Raw genomic sequence first — 17298 nt, forward strand, 5'->3', positions numbered from 1 at the left:
TTCTTGTCCTTGCCTCAGTACCGGATCCGGGGATCGAGCAGGGTGTAGGCGACGTCGATGAGAAGATTGACGACGACGTAGATCAGCGAGGTCAGCAGGATCATCGCCTGGATCACCGGATAGTCGCGCGCCAGCACCGCATCGACGGTGAGACGCCCGATGCCGGGGATGTTGAACACGCTCTCGGTGACGACGACGCCGGAGATCAAGAGCGCAAAGCCGGTGCCGATCACGGTGATCACGGGCACGGCGGCGTTGCGCAGAGCATGGCGCATCATCACCGCAACCTCGTTGATGCCCTTCGCGCGCGCCGTTCGCACGTAGTCTTCGCCGAGCACGTCGAGCATCGCCGCACGCGTCATGCGCGCGATCAGTGCGACGTAGATGAAGGACAGCGCGCAGGTCGGCAGGATCATGCGCTCGAAGAACGGACCGAAGCCGTTGAAGATGCTACGGAAGCCCTGCACCGGCACCCAGCGCAGCTCGATCGCGAAGACCTGGATGAGGACATAGCCGACCACGAACACCGGCACCGAGAAGCCGAGCACGGACAGACCCATCACGAAACGGTCGATCCAGGTGCCGTGCTTCCACGCCGCGATCACCCCCAAGGGAACTGCGACGATGACGGCGAGGATGATGGTGCACAGCGCGATCGAGATCGACGGCTCGACGCGCTGGCCGATCATCTTCATCACCGGCAAATTGGAGATCAGCGACGTCCCGAGGTCGCCGTGCAGCAGCTTGTTCACCCAGGTGACGAACTGCACGATCAGCGGCTCGTTGAGGCCGAGCGATTCGCGGATGCGCTCCAGCCGTTCCGGGGTCGCGTTGTCGCCGGCGAGGATCGCGGCGGGATCGCCGGGGGTGAGGCGGAGCAGGAGGAAAACGAACAGCGCGACCACGCCCATCACGGGCACGGCGGCGAGAATTCGGCGAAGGAGATATCCGAGCAAGTTGGATCCGTCAGTTTAGAGTCAAATTGGGCAGGGCTCTTCGGCCAGCCTGCCATCAGCCTAACATTTCAGCAATTCCCGTGCCACGAGGGCCACAGTTTTTGCGGTGCAGCCAATCTTCGTAGGGTGGGCAAAGCGGAGCGTGCCCACCTGCTTTCGGTCGGGAAAACGGTGGGCACGGCGCTTTGCGCCTTTTGCCCACCTACGGGATCGCTTCGCGATCACTCCAGCGTCGCCAGCAGCCCCGCCATCAGCCGTCCTCGCTCAGCGAGACTCTCGACTTCGATATACTCTTCGAGCGTGTGGACATTGCCGCCGCGCACACCGAGGCCGTCGAGCGTGGGGATTCCCATCGCGCCGGTGAAGTTGCCGTCCGAGCCGCCGCCGGAGCTTGCATGCGGTAATTCCATGCCGAGAGATTTGGCAATGCCGCGGGCCTTCTCGTACAGCGCCATGGTGCCGGCATTGGGCTCCCAGACCGGCCGCGTCACGCCGCGCGTGACCTTGAAGCTGACGTCGTTGCTGGTGCCGGACAACGCCAGCATCCGCTCGACGCCGCGGTCGAGATCGGCCTGGCGCTTGGCCATGGAGAGCGCCTCGCCCGTCGCCGTGGTAGCAACGCAATTGACCCATTGGCCGCCATGCACGACGCCGACCGAGAAGGTGCAGTCCTCCGTCGTCATGGCGTCGATCGCGAGGATCTGTCGCGCCATCTCGCGGATCGCCGAGCGTCCCGAGGACAGCGTCGCGCCGGCGTGGCTCGGCCGGCCCGTCGCTTCGAGGTTGAAGCGTGCGATGGCGTAACGTCCGGTGGTGACGCCGTTGTCGGCGCGGCCGGGCTCCGGCACCAGCACGTATTTGTTGCGCGCGGCTTCCGCCTCGATGATGTCGCGCGTGGAGGGCGTGCCGACTTCCTCATCCGGCGTGAACAGCACGGTGATCGGCAATGGGGTCGTGAACGAGGCGCGTGCCAGCTGGCGGATGGCTTCCAGCGAGAGGTAGTTGCCGCCCTTCATGTCGTAGATGCCGGGGCCATAGCACTTGTTGCCCTCGCGCCGCCATTTCAGCTTCTCGATGGTGCCGACCGGGTGGACGGTATCCATGTGCCCGGCGATCAGGATGCCGGGCTCGCCCTGCTTCGGATGGGGGAAACGCGCGCGGATGACCCCGCCGAAGCCCTGGCGGCCGGCGATGCGCTCGATCGTCGCACCCATGATCGCCATACCTCGCGCTGCGATATCGAGCATGCGGTCCACGGCACCGGCATCCCAGGTGGGGCTTTCGCATTCGACCCAGCCGCGCAGGCCTTCGAGCATTGCCTCGGAATCAAAGGGAAGATTGGCAGGATTCATCTCAATGTCTCTCAAGCTTGGAAAGATGGAACGCGCATTGCATTGGCGCGGACGGGACAAGCGGAGGGTGTTGTAGAGCCAAACCGATCTTTGTGGAGCCCGTGCGCGCGCCGCAAGGGCTTGCACCGAAACCGGATTGACGCGCTTCACCCTGTCTGCAAGTCTCGAAAGACGAAGGCATTGCATGAGGTTAGTTCGCCCAACGAACGAACCTCATGCTCAACCAATAACCTGCCTTTGAACAGTTTCACGTCAGGAGAACTTTCTATGTTCCACTTCATGCGCCGGGGGCCTCGCGCGTTCGCCTCCACACTTGCGCTGTCGGTCGTCGCGCTTTCGACCGCGCTGGCCTCGCCGGTGCTCGCGGCCGGCAAGACTCTCACGGCGGTGCTGCATTCGGATTTGCGCATCATCGATCCGATCTTCACCACGGCCTACATCACGCGTGACCACGGCTACATGGTTTACGACACGCTGGTGGCCACCGACTCGAATTTCAAGGTCCAGCCGCAGATGGCGGACTGGAAGGTCTCCGACGACAAGCTCACCTACACGTTCACGCTGCGCGACGGCCTGAAGTGGCATGACGGTGCGCCGGTGACGGCGGAGGACTGCGTCGCTTCGCTGAAGCGCTGGGCTGCGGTCGACGGCATGGGACAGAAGCTCATGGACTTCACCGCCAGCATCGAGGCGACCGACCCCAAGACCATCACGCTGAAGCTGAAGGAGCCCTACGGCCTGGTGCTCGACTCCATCGGCAAGCCGTCCTCGCGCGTCGCCTTCATGATGCCGAAGCGCCTTGCGGAGACGCCGCCGGACAAGCAGATCCCCGAGCAGATCGGCTCTGGTCCGTTCAAGTTCGTGCAGGGCGAATTCCAGCCCGGCGTGAAGGCGGTCTACGTCAAGAACACTGACTACGTGCCGCGCAAGGAGCCGGCGAGCTGGACCTCCGGCGGCAAGGTGGTGAAGGTGGACCGCGTCGAGTGGATCACCATGCCGGACTCGCAGACCGCGGTGAACGCGCTGCAGTCGGGCGACATCGATTTCATGGAGAACCTGCCGTTCGACATGCTGCCGGTGCTGGAAGGCAACAAGGAGCTCACCATCGAGGTCCTGAACAAGTTCGGCTTCCAGACGCTCGGCCGGATGAACTTCCTGCATCCGCCGTTCGACAACGTGAAGGTGCGGCGTGCTGCCTTGCTGGCCCTGAACCAGAAGGACGTGCTCGACGCGCTGGTCGGCAACGCCAAATATCAGAAGATCTGCGGCGCGTTCTTCATTTGCGACACGCCGCTCGCAACCGATGCGGGCTCCGAGACCCTGGTCAAGGGGAACGGCATGGCGCAAGCCAAGAAGGCGCTCGCCGAGTCCGGCTATGACGGCACGCCGATCGTCATCATGGCCCCTGGCGACGTCACGACGCTGAAGGCGCAGCCGATCGTTTCGGCCCAGCTGCTGCGCGAGGCCGGCTTTAAGGTCGACCTTCAGGCGACCGACTGGCAGACCGTGGTGAGCCGCCGCGCCAGCCAGAAGCCGCCGAAGGAAGGTGGCTGGAACATGTTCTTCACCAACTGGGTCGCGGCCGACGTGTCCAACCCGATCGCCAATCTCTCGATCGGCGGCCAGGGCAAGAAGGGCTGGTTCGGCTGGGCGGAGGACGCCAAGATCGAGCAGCTCAAGGACGCTTTCGTCCGCGCGGCCTCGGTCGACGATCAGAAGAAGATCGCCGCCGATATCCAGAAGCAGGCCTATGAGCAGGTGATCTACATTCCGCTGGGGCAGTATCTCATCCCGAGCGGCTGGCGCAAATCGCTGACGGGCGTGCTCGACGGCCCCGCGACGCCGGTGTTCTGGAACATCGACAAGAAGGAATAAAGCATGATCCGGAAAAGTGCGAAGCGGTTTTCCGGAAAGATCACGCGCAAACAACAACCTAAAGCGCGATGACGATCATCCGAATCTCATCGCGCTTTACGCGCCGCGCGCCTTGCAGGTGAATACGAACGGCGCCGCAGTTTCCTGCGGCGCCGTTTTTCTATGAGGCGGTCTGTGATCGCGCTCGTCTAGCAGTGGCTGTCGCGCAGCTGCTCGATCCCTTCACTCATGAATGCCAAGCTCGCGTCCATTCGTTCATCGGAACGAGGCTGCGAAATCGGCTGTTCGATCTCGGACGCGGGCTGATCCGATCTGTTCTCTTGTTCCATCTCGCCAATCCTCTGAATTGCTGCAGTACAACATCGCGAGGGGCGGGAAGTTCCTAGCTGATCGGGCGATGATGCGGCCTGAACAGCCGCCCTTTCTCCACCACCAGCACGATCGCGAGCGCGGCGAGGGTGGATAGGAAAAAGCCGATCGAGAATGGCAGCAGCGTGCCGTCGAAGCTCTGCCCGATTGCCATGCCGACCACGATCCCGATCAGCGTGGTGATCGAGCCGTACAGCGAGGAGGCGGTGCCGGCGATGTGGCCCTGCGGTTCCATCGCCAGCGCGGTGAAGTTGGCGACCATCATGCCGAACGAGAACATCATCAGGGCCGAGAGCACCATGAACAAGGCGAGCGGCAGCACGCCGAGGCTTTCCGTCAGCAGCATCACGCCGGCCACGGCCGTGTAGAGCGTCAGCGCGCCGTGCGAGATCACGCGCATGCCGAGCCGGCCGACCAGCCTCGCATTGAGGAAGCCGGCGATGGCTGTGCCGGCGGCAATCGCGGCGAAAGCCAGCGGGAAATATTGGCCGAGATGATAGATGCCGGTGAAGACCTGCTGGGCGCAGAAGACATAGGCGAACAGCGCGCCGATGACGCTGCCGGCGGCGGTGGCATAGCCGACGGTCTGGCGATGGGTCAGGGTCTGCCGGAATGCCGAGAGCACGTCGGAGGGCGCCAGCGACCTGCGCTTCGACTCGGGAAGCGTCTCGGGCAGCCGCAGCACGCACCATGCGAGCGCGAGCAGGCCGTAGAGCATCAGCACGACGAAGATGCCGCGCCACGCCGTCACCAGCAGCACCGCCTGTCCGAACGAGGGCGCGACCACGGGCACCGCGATGAAGATCATCATGGCGAGCGACATCACGCTCGCCATGCGGCGGCCGACATAGCAGTCGCGCACGATCGAGGTCGCGATCACGCGCGTCGCCGCGGTGCCGAGCCCCTGGAGCGCACGCGCCAGCAGCAGCGTCTCGAACGAGGGGGCAATGACCGCCAGCACGCTCGCCACCGCATAGACCGCCATGCCGCCGAGCAGCACCGGTCGGCGCCCAAAACGGTCCGACAGGGGACCCATGACGAACTGACCGGCGCCGAAGCCGATCAGGAAGGTCGACAGCACCAGTTGCAGGTGGTTCTCGACGGGAATCTTGAAGGCGGCGCCGATATTGGGCAGCGCCGGCAGCATCATGTCCATCGCGAGCGGGTTCAGCGCCATGATGGACGCGATCACGATGACGAACTCCGGAAAACCCATTGGGCGGTGTCCCGAGGACACCCAACCGTCGGCATTGACGTCGGACAAGAAGCTTACCCCTGCAATCAAGCGACTTATCTAGCCCTGGTGCTGCGTTGCACAACCCATGTTTCGGGATGGCTGGCAGGCGGGGCAGGAGCGTCAAAAACGGGTGAGGGCCCATCGCCGGCCTGATGGCCATCCGCGACCGCGTCGCCGCGCACATCGAAGAGTTTTCGGAAGCCGCATCGCCGGAGGGTTGGGCCTGCAACCAGGGATTCACCATAAGATCGGCGCGGCACGCCGGGGAGATGAATCGGCAACCCGTCCTGTCCATTGTGGTCGGACCGGCTGCCGCAACGGCGCCGCGAGAAGCCAAACAGGGTATCGCCCGTGTCCGACATATCAGGTGCAGCACGATGGTTGGCGCCTGCGGCCAAGGCTGCCAGGCGCAACGTCTGGCTTGCCGGCGTGGTCACGCTGACCGCGCTGCTGGTGCTCGGTAATCTCGCCAACGATGCCTCGCTCGACCTGCCCTATGGCTGGGACGTCCGGGTCAATTGCGCGGCGGTCGATGCGCATGCCGACGGGCTCGATCCCTACTTCGTCAAGAACCTGAAGGGCACCACCTATTCTTATCCCTATCTGCCGGTGACGCTGGACGTCTTCCGTCCCCTCTGCGCGGGCGGCGTTCTGCTCGATCATTACCGAAGCATCTTTCTCGTCCTCGCCGTGCTCTGCGCGCTGCTTCTGCCCGGCCTTGGCCGGACGCGTGCCAGCGCGCGCGATGCTGGCTTGAAGGTGCTCTGCGCGCTCGGCGCGTTCGTCGGTTTCGAATTCGTGGTGGCGTCGGGGAATTTTGCGCTGCTGAGCGGAGTGCTGACCGCGATCGCGCTGAAGCTCCTGCTGCGCCCGCTCGCATCCGAACAGAATTCGAACTTTTCCTGGCGCATCGCCGGCGCTGCGCTGCTCGGCCTCGTGACCTCGTTCAAGCTGGTGTTCGTCCCGGTGCTGGCGGCGCTCTATTTCCTGCCGCTGCCGCGTGGCCGCAAGCTGGCCTTGATCGCGGTGGCCGCGTTCGCCTTCGCGTTGCCGCTCGCGCTGTCGCGGTTACTCTATCCAGATCTGTTCGCGAGCTGGCTGCTCGCGATCGCAGGACAAATTCCCGGCCAGCATGCCGTCGGTCTCGTGGAGACCAATCCGTCGCTGTTGCTGCTGGCGCGCGACCTCATGGCCCAGGCCGGCTTCGGTGACGGCAAGCCGTCAATGTTGGCGGCCTACGCGTTCGCGGCACTCGCGCTCGTGCTCGTGCCGTTCGCGCTGTCCGTCCTGCGCGCGGCCGCGAGCGGACCGGTGCGCGAAGGGGCATCGCTGCTGACGCAGCTCGATCGCTGGCTGATGGATCACCCGCGCACGGGCATGCGCATCACGGTGCTCGCCATGTTCGCGCTCTATCTCAGCTCGCCGCGTCTGAAGGAATATGCCTTCTTCGAGCTCGCGCTTCTTGCCGCGATCCTCATCGTCGATCTTCCGTCCCTGGCGCTCGCCGCCATCCTCGGCATCGGCCTCGCCTTTCCGGCACTGGTCTCGCTTCTGGGCGCGCCGATCGAGGGCACCTTCATCCTCCTCGTCACCGCGCTGATCTGCTTCTGGATCGTGCTGCTCGATTTCCGCGCAGAGCCCGAGCGCCTCGAGCAAGGGTGATACAAGCTAGTGGTGCGGGCAGCCGGGGTCGAACCGGCACAGCGCTTGCGCACCGAGGGATTTTAAGTCCCTTGCGTCTACCAATTCCGCCATGCCCGCTTGATCCAACGAGATCAAACACTTAAGTCCGTTCCGGCGGTCTGGAATTGGCGCGTTCGCCGCCGGAGGGACGGTTCTTCCTTAAGCGAGCCGGGGGCACAAGGCAAAGCCTCAATCCGGACATCTGTTGCTGCTTTAGGCATTCTCAATCCACGGGGGCTATTCATTCGGCATGGCTGCTTCGTTTTCCTTTTCGCTGCGCGGCTTTGGCGCGCTGTTCGCGCTGCTTGCGGCTGGCCTCGCGCTGTCCGGCTGCGCCGGCGTGAGCGAGACGATCGCACCGGCTTTTGCCGATCCCGCCAAATACGAATTGTACGATTGCAAGCAGCTCGAGACCGAGCGCAAGGACCTCGCCAAGCGCACCGCCGATCTGCAGAGGCTGATGGAGAAGGCCGAGACCGGGGCCGGCGGGGCCGTCGTGTCCGAACTCGCTTATCGCAACGATTATATCGCCGTGCGCGGGCAGGTCCAATTGGCCGAGGATGCCTGGCGCCGCAACAGATGCCGGGAGACGCCGCCCGAGGCGCCGCCGCCTCCGGCATCGCCCGCGGCCAGCGCCAAATCCGCGTCGAAATCCGGCAAAGCGGCCCGCTGAGGCGCCGCGCCGGCGGCGCGCCGCATCAAGGCCGCCAGCCGTAGATCCAGTCCTGTCGCGCCAGCATGCGCTGCGGGCCGAGCGCGCGGATCGCAAGATCGCGTGCGAGCGCGAGCGGCCCGCTGAGATGATAGATGCGGCCCTGCTGCCGCGCGGTCCGCTGTACCCGCCGCACCCGCGCCTGGCGGGCACGGCCGTATTGCGTCAGCGCGGCGGCAACCGCTTTGCTGCTCTCGGCGGCCTCCAGGCTCAAATGCCGGGCGAGCACGGCGGCATCCTCGATCGCCATGCCGGCCCCTTGAGCTGCGAACGGCAGCATCGCGTGCACGGCATCGCCGAGCAGCGCCACCGAACCTTTGCTCCAAGGGCAGCCGTCCGGCACGCCAAACAGCGCCCATTTGCGCCAGCTGTCGACCGCGGCGAGCAGCATCCGCGCCGTCGGCGGCCAGCGCGGGCCGGCAAAGGCGTCCATCACCTCGCTGATATCGCCGGGCGTGCTCCAGCCCGGCCGGTTCCAGGTGCCCGGCAGCACCGCGACCACATTGATCTGGCGCCCGCCCGCAATGGGATAGGCGACCAGATGGGCGTTCGGTCCCATCCAGAGCTGCACCCGGCGCGCGGTATAGTCCTTCGGCAATTGCGTGGCATCGAGCGTGCCGCGCCAGGCGATCAGGCCGGAAAAGCGCGGCTGCACCTCGGGAAACAGATGCTGGCGCACCGTCGACCAGATGCCGTCGGCGCCGATCAGCGCGCTGGCGAGATCGCTGCGGCGGATCGTGCCGCTGCGATGGACCACGGTCAGGCCCTTGGCGTGAGGCGCGACGTCCTCGAAGGTCGCGCCCAGCTTCAGGTCGATGTCGGGATGGTCGGCGACGGCGCCGGCGAGGGCCGCTTGCAGGTCGGCACGGTGCACCACCCAATAGGGCGCTCCGGCGCGAAGCGAGGCGGCTTCGCCGAGCGGCATGCGCAGCAGCTCGCCGCCGGCGCGCGCGCTCATGATCGAGAGCGCTTCCGGGGTGACGGCGCGCAGCTTGAGGCGTTCGGTGAGGCCGAGCTCGACCAGCACGCGGCTGGCATTGGGCGAGAGCTGCAGGCCGGCGCCGACCTCCTCGAGGCGTTCGGTCTTCTCCAGCACGACGATGCGGAAGCCGCGGGCGGCGAGCGCGAGCGCGGCCGTCAGGCCACCGATGCCGGCACCGGCGACGACAATCGTTCGGGAGAGCGCCACCCCTTAACCGATGGACGCGGTCAGGCCACCTTGTCCTTCAGCACACATTCCGGCGGGCGGGCTTCGCCGGGCTTCAGGTCGGCCGCGAAGCGGTACAGCGTCGAGCAATAGGGGCAGATGATCTCGTTGTCGTTGCCGAGGTCGAGGAAGACGTGCGGATGGTCGAACGGAGGATTGGCGCCCACGCACATGAACTCTTGCGAGCCGATCTCGATGACGGGGACACCGGCATCGTTATGGAAGTGCGGGACGACATGGTCGGACATCGAAGTTCATCCTGGAGTGGCAATGGCGGCAGATACAATCACGAACTTACGCGGCATCTTTGAGGCGCTGCGGACCATACTGGCGGGTACAGGTGATTGCTAGTCCAGCGGAACCGAAAAGCTTCGCAAGCGCCCCATGCTCATTTGCTCATGCAAATTCGACACAATCTTGCGCCCCTAGAGAAGCCCTTCTTTCGTCGGGGACGTTGTGTCGCAATTTTGGCATACTATCTCTGTGGTTGCGTGAAACCGGGACGAAAGACGTAGTGTTCCGCGCAAGCGATCTCAGGGCATCCGGGCTTTTCCACATGAAGTGGCTGCGAATCAGTACGGCGTTGGCGGGAATGGCCGTGTGCGGCTTCGTGCTCGCGCAGGTGGCGCCGCATGCCCGCGAGGCCGGCGCGATCCTGGCCGCCCAGGATGATCCGGTCGCGCTCTCCGAGCTGAAGCTCGATGCACTGCTCCGGCACAACGACCGCCTGGTTCAGGACAATATCGAGGCCGCGCTCGCCGCCGGCGATGCCGATCTCGCCGACAGTTTCGTCACGCTGGCGCGCGAGCGCAACATCGCGCTTCCCGACGACCTCTTGAGCCGCGTCGCTGATGCCGTGAAAGCGGAGAATTCCACCGCGCATTTCGCCAAGCGCTTCGCCACCGGTCTCGTCACCGGCAACGCGGACGATGTCGCCAGCCTGTCCGGGACCGTGGCCGGCGATCTCTTCGTGTTCGGCGACATCAGAGACGTGGTGCGCGAAGGCAAGCACCTCGCCATGGGCGAGGACACCGACCGCCTCGTGCTCTCCCTTGCGGCGGCCGGCCTTGCGGTGACGGCGGCAACCTACATCTCCGTCGGCGGTGCCGCGCCGGTGCGCGCAGGACTGACGCTGGTGAAGGATGCGCGCAAGCTCGGACGGCTCGGCGAGGGGCTCGCCGCATGGGCCGGCCGGTCCGCGCGCGAGGTGGTCGACGCGCCGATGCTGCGGAACGCGGTGGCATCGGGCTCGGTGCTGCGCCCTGGCCAGACCGTGAGCGCGATCAAGGCCGCGTTCCGGGCCGAGAAGGCCGGTGCGCTGGTCCGGCTCGGCAAGGACGTCACGCGCGTCGCCGGAAAGACCGGCACGCGCGGGGCCATGGATACGCTCCGCATCGCCGAGGGTCCCAAGGACGTCGCGCGCGCCGTGCGACTTGCGGAAGCGCAAGGCGGCAAGACGCGCGCGATCATCAAGCTGCTCGGCCGCGGCGCGCTGCTGCTCGTCGGCGGCGCGTTCGATCTGGCGATGTGGCTGTTTGGCGCGGTCGTGACGCTGTTCGGCCTGCTCTCCTCCATCAAGGCGACGACCGAGCGCCTGACCCAGGCCTGGTGCGATCGCAGGCGGGCGCGGCGGCTTCGCCGCGCGCAGATGGCGGCCGACGCTGCTTTGGCCAACGCGGCCGCGACGGCCTGAGGCGCGATCCGCTTCGGGCTATTGTTTGAGCATGATGTTGCCGGAAAACCGCTGCACACTTTGCCGGATCGTGCTCTAAGATCGCGTCATTCCCCTCAACACCTCACGGAACTGCTGATGCCGAGCTTTCACAACGGCGCCGTTGAAATTGCCTATCTCGACGAAGGCGAGGGCGATCCGATCATCCTGGTGCACGGCTTTGCCTCCAGCAAGAACGTGAACTGGGTCTATCCGACCTGGGTGTCGGAGCTGCGCAAGAACGGACGCCGCGTCATCGCGCTCGACAATCGCGGCCATGGCGAGAGCGCAAAGCTCTACGAACCCGCGCAATATTCTATACCCGTAATGGCCGGCGACGTGCTCGCACTGATGGATCACCTCGCCATCCCGCAGGCCGACATCATGGGCTATTCGATGGGCGGGCGGATGACGGCCTGGCTCTCCCTCAACGAGCCGCAGCGCCTGCGCTCGGCGATCCTCGGCGGCATCGGCATCGGCGGCCTGATCGAGGGCAGCGGTCCCGGCGAGAACGTCGCCAAGGCGCTGGAGGCGCCCGCGCTGGACGACGTCACCGATCCCGTCGGCCGCACGTTTCGCGCGTTCGCCGACCAGACCCGCTCCGACCGCCGTGCACTCGCCGCGTGCCTGCGCGGCACGCGCGATCTCATGACGAGGCAGGAGGCCGCGCGCATCGAGGTGCCGGTGCTGATCGCGGTCGGCAGCGCCGACGATGTCGCAGGAAGCGCCAGCGCGCTCGGCGCGATCATACCGGGTTCCGAAGTGCTCGATATTCCCAATCGCGACCACATGCGTGCAGTCGGCGACAAGGTTTACAAGACCGGCGTGCTCGACTTCCTGTCACGCCGCGGCTGAGGCGACAAATCCCTAGGACCTTTAGCTGAGTCTCTTGGCGCGCCTCAATTTCGGTGACGACCGCTGCTTCACACCGCCTTGTCGCTGAACGCGGCGGGAAGCGTGTTGAGGAACGATATGACGCGCTGTGTGCGCAGGGGCGGGCGGCGGCCCGAGGTGCGGAGCATCCATAGGGGGTCCCCAGGCGCGCGCCAGGGCGCAAGCACCTCGACCAGCCGGCCGGCGCGAAGGTCTTCGTTCACCAGCCACGCCGGCCCCCAGCCGATCCCAAACCCATTCGCGATCAGAGCCAGCGAAGCGTGCGCGTCGTCGCAAATGTGCTTGGGCTTGGGCGTGATGCGAATGGGGCCTTTGCCGCGCAGGTCGGCGAAGCGCCAGGTCAGGATCTGACCGCTCGCGGGATTGCGGAAGCCGACGTGCTCGTGCGCGGAAAGCTCGAAGGGAGTGGCCGGCGCGCCGCGCGTTTTCAGATAGGCAGGCGAGGCGCAAGCGATCCAGGAGAAGGTGCAAAGCCGCCGCGCCTGATGACCGGGCGCGCGATCGAGCGGCCCTGTGCGGATCGCGACGTCGACGCCTTCCGCCGCGAGATCGAGAATCTCGTTGCGGAATTTGACCTCGATCTCGATTTCCGGCCGTTCCCGCAGGAACGCGGGCAATCGCGGCAGGATGCAGGCGCGCGCGAACGAGGCGGGGGCGGTCACGCGCACCCGTCCGCCATCGTCGCGCGCGACTTCGCCGAGCGCGGATTGGACACGGGCGAGGCTTTCGGCCAACGCGCGTCCCGCCGACATCAGCCGGTCGCCCTCTTCGGTCAGCGCCAACGAATGGGTGGAGCGATGCAAAAGCCGCAATCCGTGAGCCTGTTCGAAGCGGGCGACCGCCTTGGACATCGCCGATGTGGTCGTCCCCGCCCGCCGCGCGGCTTCGGCGAAGGAGCCTGCCTCGACGACGCGGACGAAGGCGAGGAGGCGCGAAAGGTCGGGAGGCAAAGTCGTTGTGGACATGAAGTCCACATAGCCATGGCCAGACGGTCACTACAAGCCCCATTCGAGAACGGCTAATCGGGGAGTATCAGCACGCATTCTGCGGCGCTGGAAATGCGGGACGTCCGATGAACCCTATCGAAATTACGCTGCAAGCCCTCGACGCCGCCGAGCGCGCGATTCCATCCGGCCAGCCGATCTATATGCTCAATCTGCTGCGCTACCGCGCGCAGGCGCGTTACGAGGACGGCTTTGACGCCGCGCCCTGCTCGGGCCGTGAAGCCTTTCATGAGCGCTACAGGCCGGCATTCCGGCGCCTTGCGGCCGGCAAGCCGATCGCGCCGATGTTTTCCGGGCCGATCCTCGCGAGCCTCGTCGGCTCGCCAAGCGAACGCTGGGACGAAGCGGCGCTCAATGAGTACGGTGACTTTGCCACCTTCCAAGGCGATGTGAAACTATGGCGACAGTGCCAGGCGCCGTCGCTCAACGGCGTCACCGATCTCGGGCCCTATTGTTTCGGTGCTCTGATTTCCCGGACGGTGATTTCGGCCAGAGCGACAGCGTCAGTCACGCCGCGCATGTGAATGTCGATCATCCTCTTGGCGAGAAGATCACAGATCGGATCGCTTCGATCCACCAGGTCGAGCTTGCGCAAGGCATGGTTGAAGGCGAGTTCAAGAACATGTTCCTGTTCGCGGGTGAGATCGACATTCGCAATCAGCCGTAGAATCGGCATGACGCTGCTCCCTGTTGGAGTAGGGCGGGAGCACAACCGGTCTCTCTGTCACCGATTGAAGCCACGGACCGGGCGGTGATGGAACACACTGTTCCTCAACGGCTTGGCAGTCAATGCCGTCAGAGTGCCAAGCAAGCGATATTGCAACTTAATCAGCAGGGCTGCGCTTTTGAGCTTCGAGGTAGTCGGCGCGCAAACGGTATTCTTCGGCGATCTCTAGCAGCGCAGCCTTGGTGCGCCCGTCAGCCGACAGTGCTGCTTGCTCGCGGGCGGCATGTTCGAGGCGGCGGAATTCTCGGTCCATGCGAACAGCCTACCTGACCGAGACGGCTGCCGCATTAAACTGTGCAAATGTGTACACATCGTCCACTCCCTCAGGAGATTGGGAGCGATGAGGCTTCACCCCGATCTCATCCTGCTTTGCCGTCCTCGCCCAGCCGCCGCCCCACGGCCATCAGCACCACGAACGTCGCGACCCACACCATGCGCGCGCCGTAGCGGTCGTGGGGCCCTGAGATCACGCCGCAGATGAAGGCGTTGCCGAGCAGCGCCAGCGTCACCGTCCCAGCCAGCAGCGTCAGATCGTCCAGCCGGCGCCTTGCCAGCGCATGGCCGAGCAGCGCGAGCAGCGCCAGCATCGAGGCCAGCGCGACCGGGACATGCAGCCAGTTCACGACATCGAAATTGACACCCCAGTTCTGCTGCCGCGCCGCGCGCATCGGCGCGGCCTGTGCGGGGATGTAGCGCTCGATGATGCCGCGGGTGTGCGGGATCCAGCCGTTGGTGCCTTCGCCGGTCGCCACGTGCAGCAATTGCTGTCCCATCGCGCGAAGCGCCGCGCCGGCCTGCCAGGCTGGATAATCCTTCAGCGACTGCACGACGATGGTGCCCATCTCCTCATTCATGCCTGCGAAACGGCCGAGCGTGTTGAACACGCTCTTGCCCCACAGGAATTCGTCGGCGCTCGCCGGCAGCTCGTTGCGGTAGGGACAAAGCTTGTAACGTTCGCGCGGGCAACGGTCGTTCAGATATTGCGCGACGATGCCGTCCTGCATCATGCGGCCGAAGGCGACGCCGTAGCCGCCGGGCGTCCAGGCCAGCTTGCCGGACAGCGCATAATTCGCCGACACCAGCATCAAGCCGCCCGCGACGATGGTGAGGCTCGCCTGCAGTAGTCCGGCCAGCGGCAGGCGCGCGCCCAGAAACGGCCGCGCCATCCAGCCCGCGGCGCACAGTCCGAGCAGCACGCCGAGCGTGGCGCTGTGGGTCGCCGCGGCAAAGGCGGTGAAGACAAACAGCGAGATCTTCTCGATCGCCGAGGTGCGGTTTGCGCCGATCACCAGGAGGAACAGCGACAGCACCGCGAGCCCGGCAAAGATGTCGGTGAGCAGCATGCTCGCAAGCCAGGGCAGCGCGGTCGACAGCATCAGGGAGAGGCTGATTGCGACGAAGCGGAAGGTCTGCATCAAACTCAACACGCGAAGAGTGAGCTGCAGCAGCCATAGCGTCGCCAGCGACTGGGCGGCGAGGTTGATCCAGAAGCCGAAACCCTCGCCATAGTGCAAATAGAGGCCGAACACCGTGGAGCGGCTGGGGACGAGATAGCCCTCGTACCAGCGGGCGAGATAGCCGCCGGTATCCCATTGCAACAGCGGATAGCCGTTCCAGACCGCCGGCGCGATCATCAGGAGGGGCAGGGCCATTGCGGCCAGCCGCAGCCAAAAAGAGCCCGCGGCGCGCGCGCGCAGTTGATCGGTGGTGATGGTCAAATCGGCTCTGCCCCCGCTCGGATCATGCCCGCAATAACGGTTGGAGGCGAATTCACCAATAGTTTGACGCCGCCCGGCTTGAATTTGGCGAAACTCTGACCACCTTGAGCCGACCTTGCCGCTCGGGGCGTCAGAAGAAAGTCTTGTTTATCAATGGTTTGGCTTGATCTCCGAGGCAGGGCACTGTTCACTCTCAGGCAAGCCCGTCAGGACTTTGTCGCCTAGACTGTGCTATAGAGCCAACAAAATCAGCCAATTCGAAAGAGCAGATCCCATGGCAGTGCATCAGGTCAATCCGGGAGGAAAGCTCGCATCGCTCGATCCGATCTGGGACCGGATCCGCAGCGAAGCGGAGGACATCGTCCGCCGCGAGCCGGAGCTTGCGACCTTCATCTATTCGGCGGTGCTGCATCACGGCCGGCTGGAGGATTCGGTGGTCCACCGCGTTGCCGACCGGCTCGATCATTCCGCGCTGTCGGGCGACCTCGTGCGCCAGGCCTATATCGAGGCGCTGCGCGACGACCCCGATCTCGGCAACGCCTTCCGCGCCGACCTCGTTGCCGTTTACGACCGCGATCCCGCGACCTCGCGCTTCATCGATCCCTTGCTCTACTTCAAGGGCTTTCATGCCATCCAGACCCATCGCCTCGCGCACTGGCTCTATCTGAGGGGCCGCAAGGATTTCGCCTATTACCTTCAGAGCCGATCCTCGGCGGTGTTCCAGACCGACATCAATCCCGCCGCGCGCATCGGCCGCGGCATCTTCCTCGACCACGCCACCGGCTTCGTCTGCGGCGAGACGGCTGTGATCGAGGACGACGTCTCGATCCTGCACGGCGTCACGCTCGGCGGTACCGGCAAGGAGAACGAGGATCGTCACCCCAAGATCCGCCACGGTGTGCTGATCGGTGCCGGCGCAAAAATTCTCGGCAATATCGAGATCGGCCATTGCGCGCGCATCGCCGCCGGCTCAGTCGTGGTCAAGCCGGTGCCGCACAACGTCACGGTTGCGGGCGTTCCGGCCAAGATCGTCGGCGAGGCCGGCTGCGCCGAGCCGTCGCGCACCATGGATCAGATGATCAACGCGATGGGGCTCTGAGCGGGCCCTTGATGCTGCGAAGGGCCGGATTCTCCGGCCCTTTTCTTCGCCAAATTCTTTGACAATTCGTGCTGGCGGTTCGCCGCATCTCGTCCTAAAACCCGCCGACCATTTTCGATCGGAGACTTGCCGTGGACGTCAAAGAAGTCAGAAAGTTAGATGCGTATCTGAAGCGCGTATTCGGCAATCCCAAGATCCGCGTCGTGCCGCGGCCGAAGAAGGACGATTCCGCCGAGGTCTATATCGGCGAGGAATTCATCGGCGTGCTCTTCGTCGACGACGAGGACGACGATCGCTCGTTCCAATTCCAGATGGCGATCCTCGAGGACGACCTGGTCGATCAGGAGTAGTTGGTCGCGAGCGAAGCGGAGTCTTCGCTCGCGCGCGGCGTTCTCCGTGTCCCGGACGCACTGCAACGCTCCATAAGCGCGTTCACGCGCGTCTTCGACACGCTGTGGCGTTGCAGTGCAGAGCCGGGACCCAGAAGCCACACGGAATATTTCTGCGACATGGGCCCCAGCTCAGCAGAGCATCGTCACTGGACGATGCTTCGCATCGGCAGGGAGACGCTGCGCTGTATCCGGGGTACGCGTCGAGGTTCGAGGCGCACTCTCTCCCCATCGTCATTGCGAGCGCAGCGAAGCAATCCAGGAATTCTTCCGCGCAGGGATTCTGGATTGCTTCGCTGCGCTCGCAATGACGCCGTTAGCTTCGCGATCAAAGGCGAGGGTACCAAGCAGTCGATTCGGCGCAA

At 64.9% G+C, this 17298-nt stretch carries 18 protein-coding genes and 1 tRNA gene; 9 read left to right on the forward strand and 10 right to left on the reverse strand.

Annotated elements, in window-relative coordinates; all coding sequences use genetic code 11:
- Positions 1 to 14: 14 nt before the first annotated feature.
- Together I6F20_RS01165 and I6F20_RS01170 are read right to left on the reverse strand one after the other, a co-directional pair.
- Positions 15 to 956 carry an ABC transporter permease gene (locus I6F20_RS01165; RefSeq protein WP_036029753.1) on the reverse strand — a complete coding sequence of 314 codons (942 nt, stop codon included), beginning with the start codon at positions 954 to 956 and terminating at the stop codon, positions 15 to 17.
- A 221-nt stretch (positions 957 to 1177) separates the two neighbouring features.
- The gene (locus I6F20_RS01170) at positions 1178 to 2308 is read right to left on the reverse strand and encodes a M20/M25/M40 family metallo-hydrolase (RefSeq protein ID WP_225124815.1); all 1131 of its coding nucleotides are present in this window, start codon (positions 2306 to 2308) and stop codon (positions 1178 to 1180) included.
- Positions 2309 to 2575: 267 nt separating this feature from the next.
- On the opposite strand from I6F20_RS01170, the gene I6F20_RS01175 reads away from it, so the two are divergent.
- On the forward strand, positions 2576 to 4183 hold the full coding sequence (locus I6F20_RS01175; protein ID WP_036015319.1) for an ABC transporter substrate-binding protein: 1608 nt from the start codon (positions 2576 to 2578) through the stop codon (positions 4181 to 4183).
- Positions 4184 to 4371: 188 nt separating this feature from the next.
- Here the strand turns inward: I6F20_RS01175 and I6F20_RS01180 are convergent, their stop codons facing one another.
- Both I6F20_RS01180 and I6F20_RS01185 read right to left on the reverse strand, forming a co-directional pair.
- Positions 4372 to 4512: a hypothetical protein gene (locus I6F20_RS01180; protein ID WP_225124818.1), complete on the reverse strand. Its 141-nt coding sequence runs from the start codon at positions 4510 to 4512 to the stop codon at positions 4372 to 4374.
- A gap of 53 nt (positions 4513 to 4565) precedes the next feature.
- Positions 4566 to 5768 (reverse strand): multidrug effflux MFS transporter, encoded by a 1203-nt coding sequence (locus I6F20_RS01185; protein WP_420887835.1) that lies wholly within the window; start codon positions 5766 to 5768, stop codon positions 4566 to 4568.
- Between the two features lie 372 nt (positions 5769 to 6140).
- Here I6F20_RS01185 and I6F20_RS01190 point away from each other — a divergent pair, with 372 nt between their 5' ends.
- Positions 6141 to 7451 carry a hypothetical protein gene (locus I6F20_RS01190; RefSeq protein WP_225124822.1) on the forward strand — a complete coding sequence of 437 codons (1311 nt, stop codon included), beginning with the start codon at positions 6141 to 6143 and terminating at the stop codon, positions 7449 to 7451.
- A 10-nt stretch (positions 7452 to 7461) separates the two neighbouring features.
- Here the strand turns inward: I6F20_RS01190 and I6F20_RS01195 are convergent.
- A tRNA-Leu gene (locus tag I6F20_RS01195) sits at positions 7462 to 7550 on the reverse strand.
- A gap of 172 nt (positions 7551 to 7722) precedes the next feature.
- Between I6F20_RS01195 and I6F20_RS01200 the strand changes: the two genes are divergently transcribed.
- Positions 7723 to 8145 (forward strand): hypothetical protein, encoded by a 423-nt coding sequence (locus I6F20_RS01200; protein WP_036029720.1) that lies wholly within the window; start codon positions 7723 to 7725, stop codon positions 8143 to 8145.
- 25 nt (positions 8146 to 8170) lie between these two features.
- Here I6F20_RS01200 and I6F20_RS01205 read toward each other — a convergent pair whose 3' ends face one another.
- Positions 8171 to 9373: an FAD-dependent monooxygenase gene (locus I6F20_RS01205; protein WP_225124823.1), complete on the reverse strand. Its 1203-nt coding sequence runs from the start codon at positions 9371 to 9373 to the stop codon at positions 8171 to 8173.
- Between the two features lie 20 nt (positions 9374 to 9393).
- On the reverse strand, positions 9394 to 9639 hold the full coding sequence (locus tag I6F20_RS01210; RefSeq protein ID WP_008562814.1) for a zinc-finger domain-containing protein: 246 nt from the start codon (positions 9637 to 9639) through the stop codon (positions 9394 to 9396).
- A gap of 308 nt (positions 9640 to 9947) precedes the next feature.
- On the opposite strand from I6F20_RS01210, the gene I6F20_RS01215 reads away from it, so the two are divergent.
- Positions 9948 to 11084, forward strand: coding sequence for a hypothetical protein (locus I6F20_RS01215; RefSeq protein WP_225124824.1), 1137 nt, complete (start codon positions 9948 to 9950; stop codon positions 11082 to 11084).
- Positions 11085 to 11201: 117 nt separating this feature from the next.
- Positions 11202 to 11957, forward strand: a complete 756-nt coding sequence (locus I6F20_RS01220; RefSeq protein ID WP_036015305.1) for an alpha/beta fold hydrolase — start codon at positions 11202 to 11204, stop codon at positions 11955 to 11957.
- Between the two features lie 68 nt (positions 11958 to 12025).
- On the opposite strand, the gene I6F20_RS01225 is transcribed toward I6F20_RS01220, so the two are convergent.
- Positions 12026 to 12961 (reverse strand): LysR family transcriptional regulator, encoded by a 936-nt coding sequence (locus I6F20_RS01225; protein ID WP_225124825.1) that lies wholly within the window; start codon positions 12959 to 12961, stop codon positions 12026 to 12028.
- A gap of 107 nt (positions 12962 to 13068) precedes the next feature.
- Here I6F20_RS01225 and I6F20_RS01230 point away from each other — a divergent pair, with 107 nt between their 5' ends.
- Together I6F20_RS01230 and I6F20_RS01235 are read left to right on the forward strand one after the other, a co-directional pair.
- A complete protein-coding gene (locus I6F20_RS01230; protein ID WP_225124826.1) occupies positions 13069 to 13524 on the forward strand; it encodes a hypothetical protein in 456 nt (151 codons plus the stop codon).
- Complete coding sequence (locus tag I6F20_RS01235; protein ID WP_225124827.1) at positions 13521 to 13667, forward strand: hypothetical protein; 147 nt, start codon at positions 13521 to 13523, stop codon at positions 13665 to 13667. Before I6F20_RS01230 ends, I6F20_RS01235 begins: the two co-directional genes overlap by 4 nt.
- A gap of 157 nt (positions 13668 to 13824) precedes the next feature.
- Here I6F20_RS01235 and I6F20_RS01240 read toward each other — a convergent pair whose 3' ends face one another.
- Complete coding sequence (locus I6F20_RS01240) at positions 13825 to 13980, reverse strand: hypothetical protein (RefSeq protein WP_156447197.1); 156 nt, start codon at positions 13978 to 13980, stop codon at positions 13825 to 13827.
- Positions 13981 to 14086: 106 nt separating this feature from the next.
- Complete coding sequence (locus I6F20_RS01245; protein ID WP_225124828.1) at positions 14087 to 15445, reverse strand: hypothetical protein; 1359 nt, start codon at positions 15443 to 15445, stop codon at positions 14087 to 14089.
- Between the two features lie 274 nt (positions 15446 to 15719).
- Between I6F20_RS01245 and cysE the strand changes: the two genes are divergently transcribed.
- Both cysE and I6F20_RS01255 read left to right on the forward strand, forming a co-directional pair.
- Positions 15720 to 16544, forward strand: a complete 825-nt coding sequence (cysE, locus tag I6F20_RS01250) for a serine O-acetyltransferase (protein ID WP_036015299.1) — start codon at positions 15720 to 15722, stop codon at positions 16542 to 16544.
- 131 nt (positions 16545 to 16675) lie between these two features.
- Positions 16676 to 16894 carry a DUF3126 family protein gene (locus tag I6F20_RS01255; protein ID WP_007602550.1) on the forward strand — a complete coding sequence of 73 codons (219 nt, stop codon included), beginning with the start codon at positions 16676 to 16678 and terminating at the stop codon, positions 16892 to 16894.
- Positions 16895 to 17298: the final 404 nt, after the last annotated feature.

The organism is Bradyrhizobium sp. IC3123 (genome assembly GCF_020193625.1).
Lineage (GTDB): Bacteria > Pseudomonadota > Alphaproteobacteria > Rhizobiales > Xanthobacteraceae > Bradyrhizobium > Bradyrhizobium yuanmingense.

Coding starts and splice junctions, on each gene's coding strand:
- I6F20_RS01200 (WP_036029720.1), top strand. CDS start 7,723: ATGGCTGCTTCGTTTTCCTTTTCGCTGCGCGGCTTTGGCGCGCTGTTC.
- I6F20_RS01215 (WP_225124824.1), top strand. CDS start 9,948: ATGAAGTGGCTGCGAATCAGTACGGCGTTGGCGGGAATGGCCGTGTGC.
- I6F20_RS01185 (WP_420887835.1), bottom strand. CDS start 5,768: ATGGGTTTTCCGGAGTTCGTCATCGTGATCGCGTCCATCATGGCGCTG.
- I6F20_RS01230 (WP_225124826.1), top strand. CDS start 13,069: ATGAACCCTATCGAAATTACGCTGCAAGCCCTCGACGCCGCCGAGCGC.
- I6F20_RS01240 (WP_156447197.1), bottom strand. CDS start 13,980: ATGGACCGAGAATTCCGCCGCCTCGAACATGCCGCCCGCGAGCAAGCA.
- cysE (WP_036015299.1), top strand. CDS start 15,720: ATGGCAGTGCATCAGGTCAATCCGGGAGGAAAGCTCGCATCGCTCGAT.
- I6F20_RS01170 (WP_225124815.1), bottom strand. CDS start 2,308: ATGAATCCTGCCAATCTTCCCTTTGATTCCGAGGCAATGCTCGAAGGC.
- I6F20_RS01220 (WP_036015305.1), top strand. CDS start 11,202: ATGCCGAGCTTTCACAACGGCGCCGTTGAAATTGCCTATCTCGACGAA.
- I6F20_RS01175 (WP_036015319.1), top strand. CDS start 2,576: ATGTTCCACTTCATGCGCCGGGGGCCTCGCGCGTTCGCCTCCACACTT.
- I6F20_RS01225 (WP_225124825.1), bottom strand. CDS start 12,961: ATGTCCACAACGACTTTGCCTCCCGACCTTTCGCGCCTCCTCGCCTTC.
- I6F20_RS01180 (WP_225124818.1), bottom strand. CDS start 4,512: ATGGAACAAGAGAACAGATCGGATCAGCCCGCGTCCGAGATCGAACAG.
- I6F20_RS01210 (WP_008562814.1), bottom strand. CDS start 9,639: ATGTCCGACCATGTCGTCCCGCACTTCCATAACGATGCCGGTGTCCCC.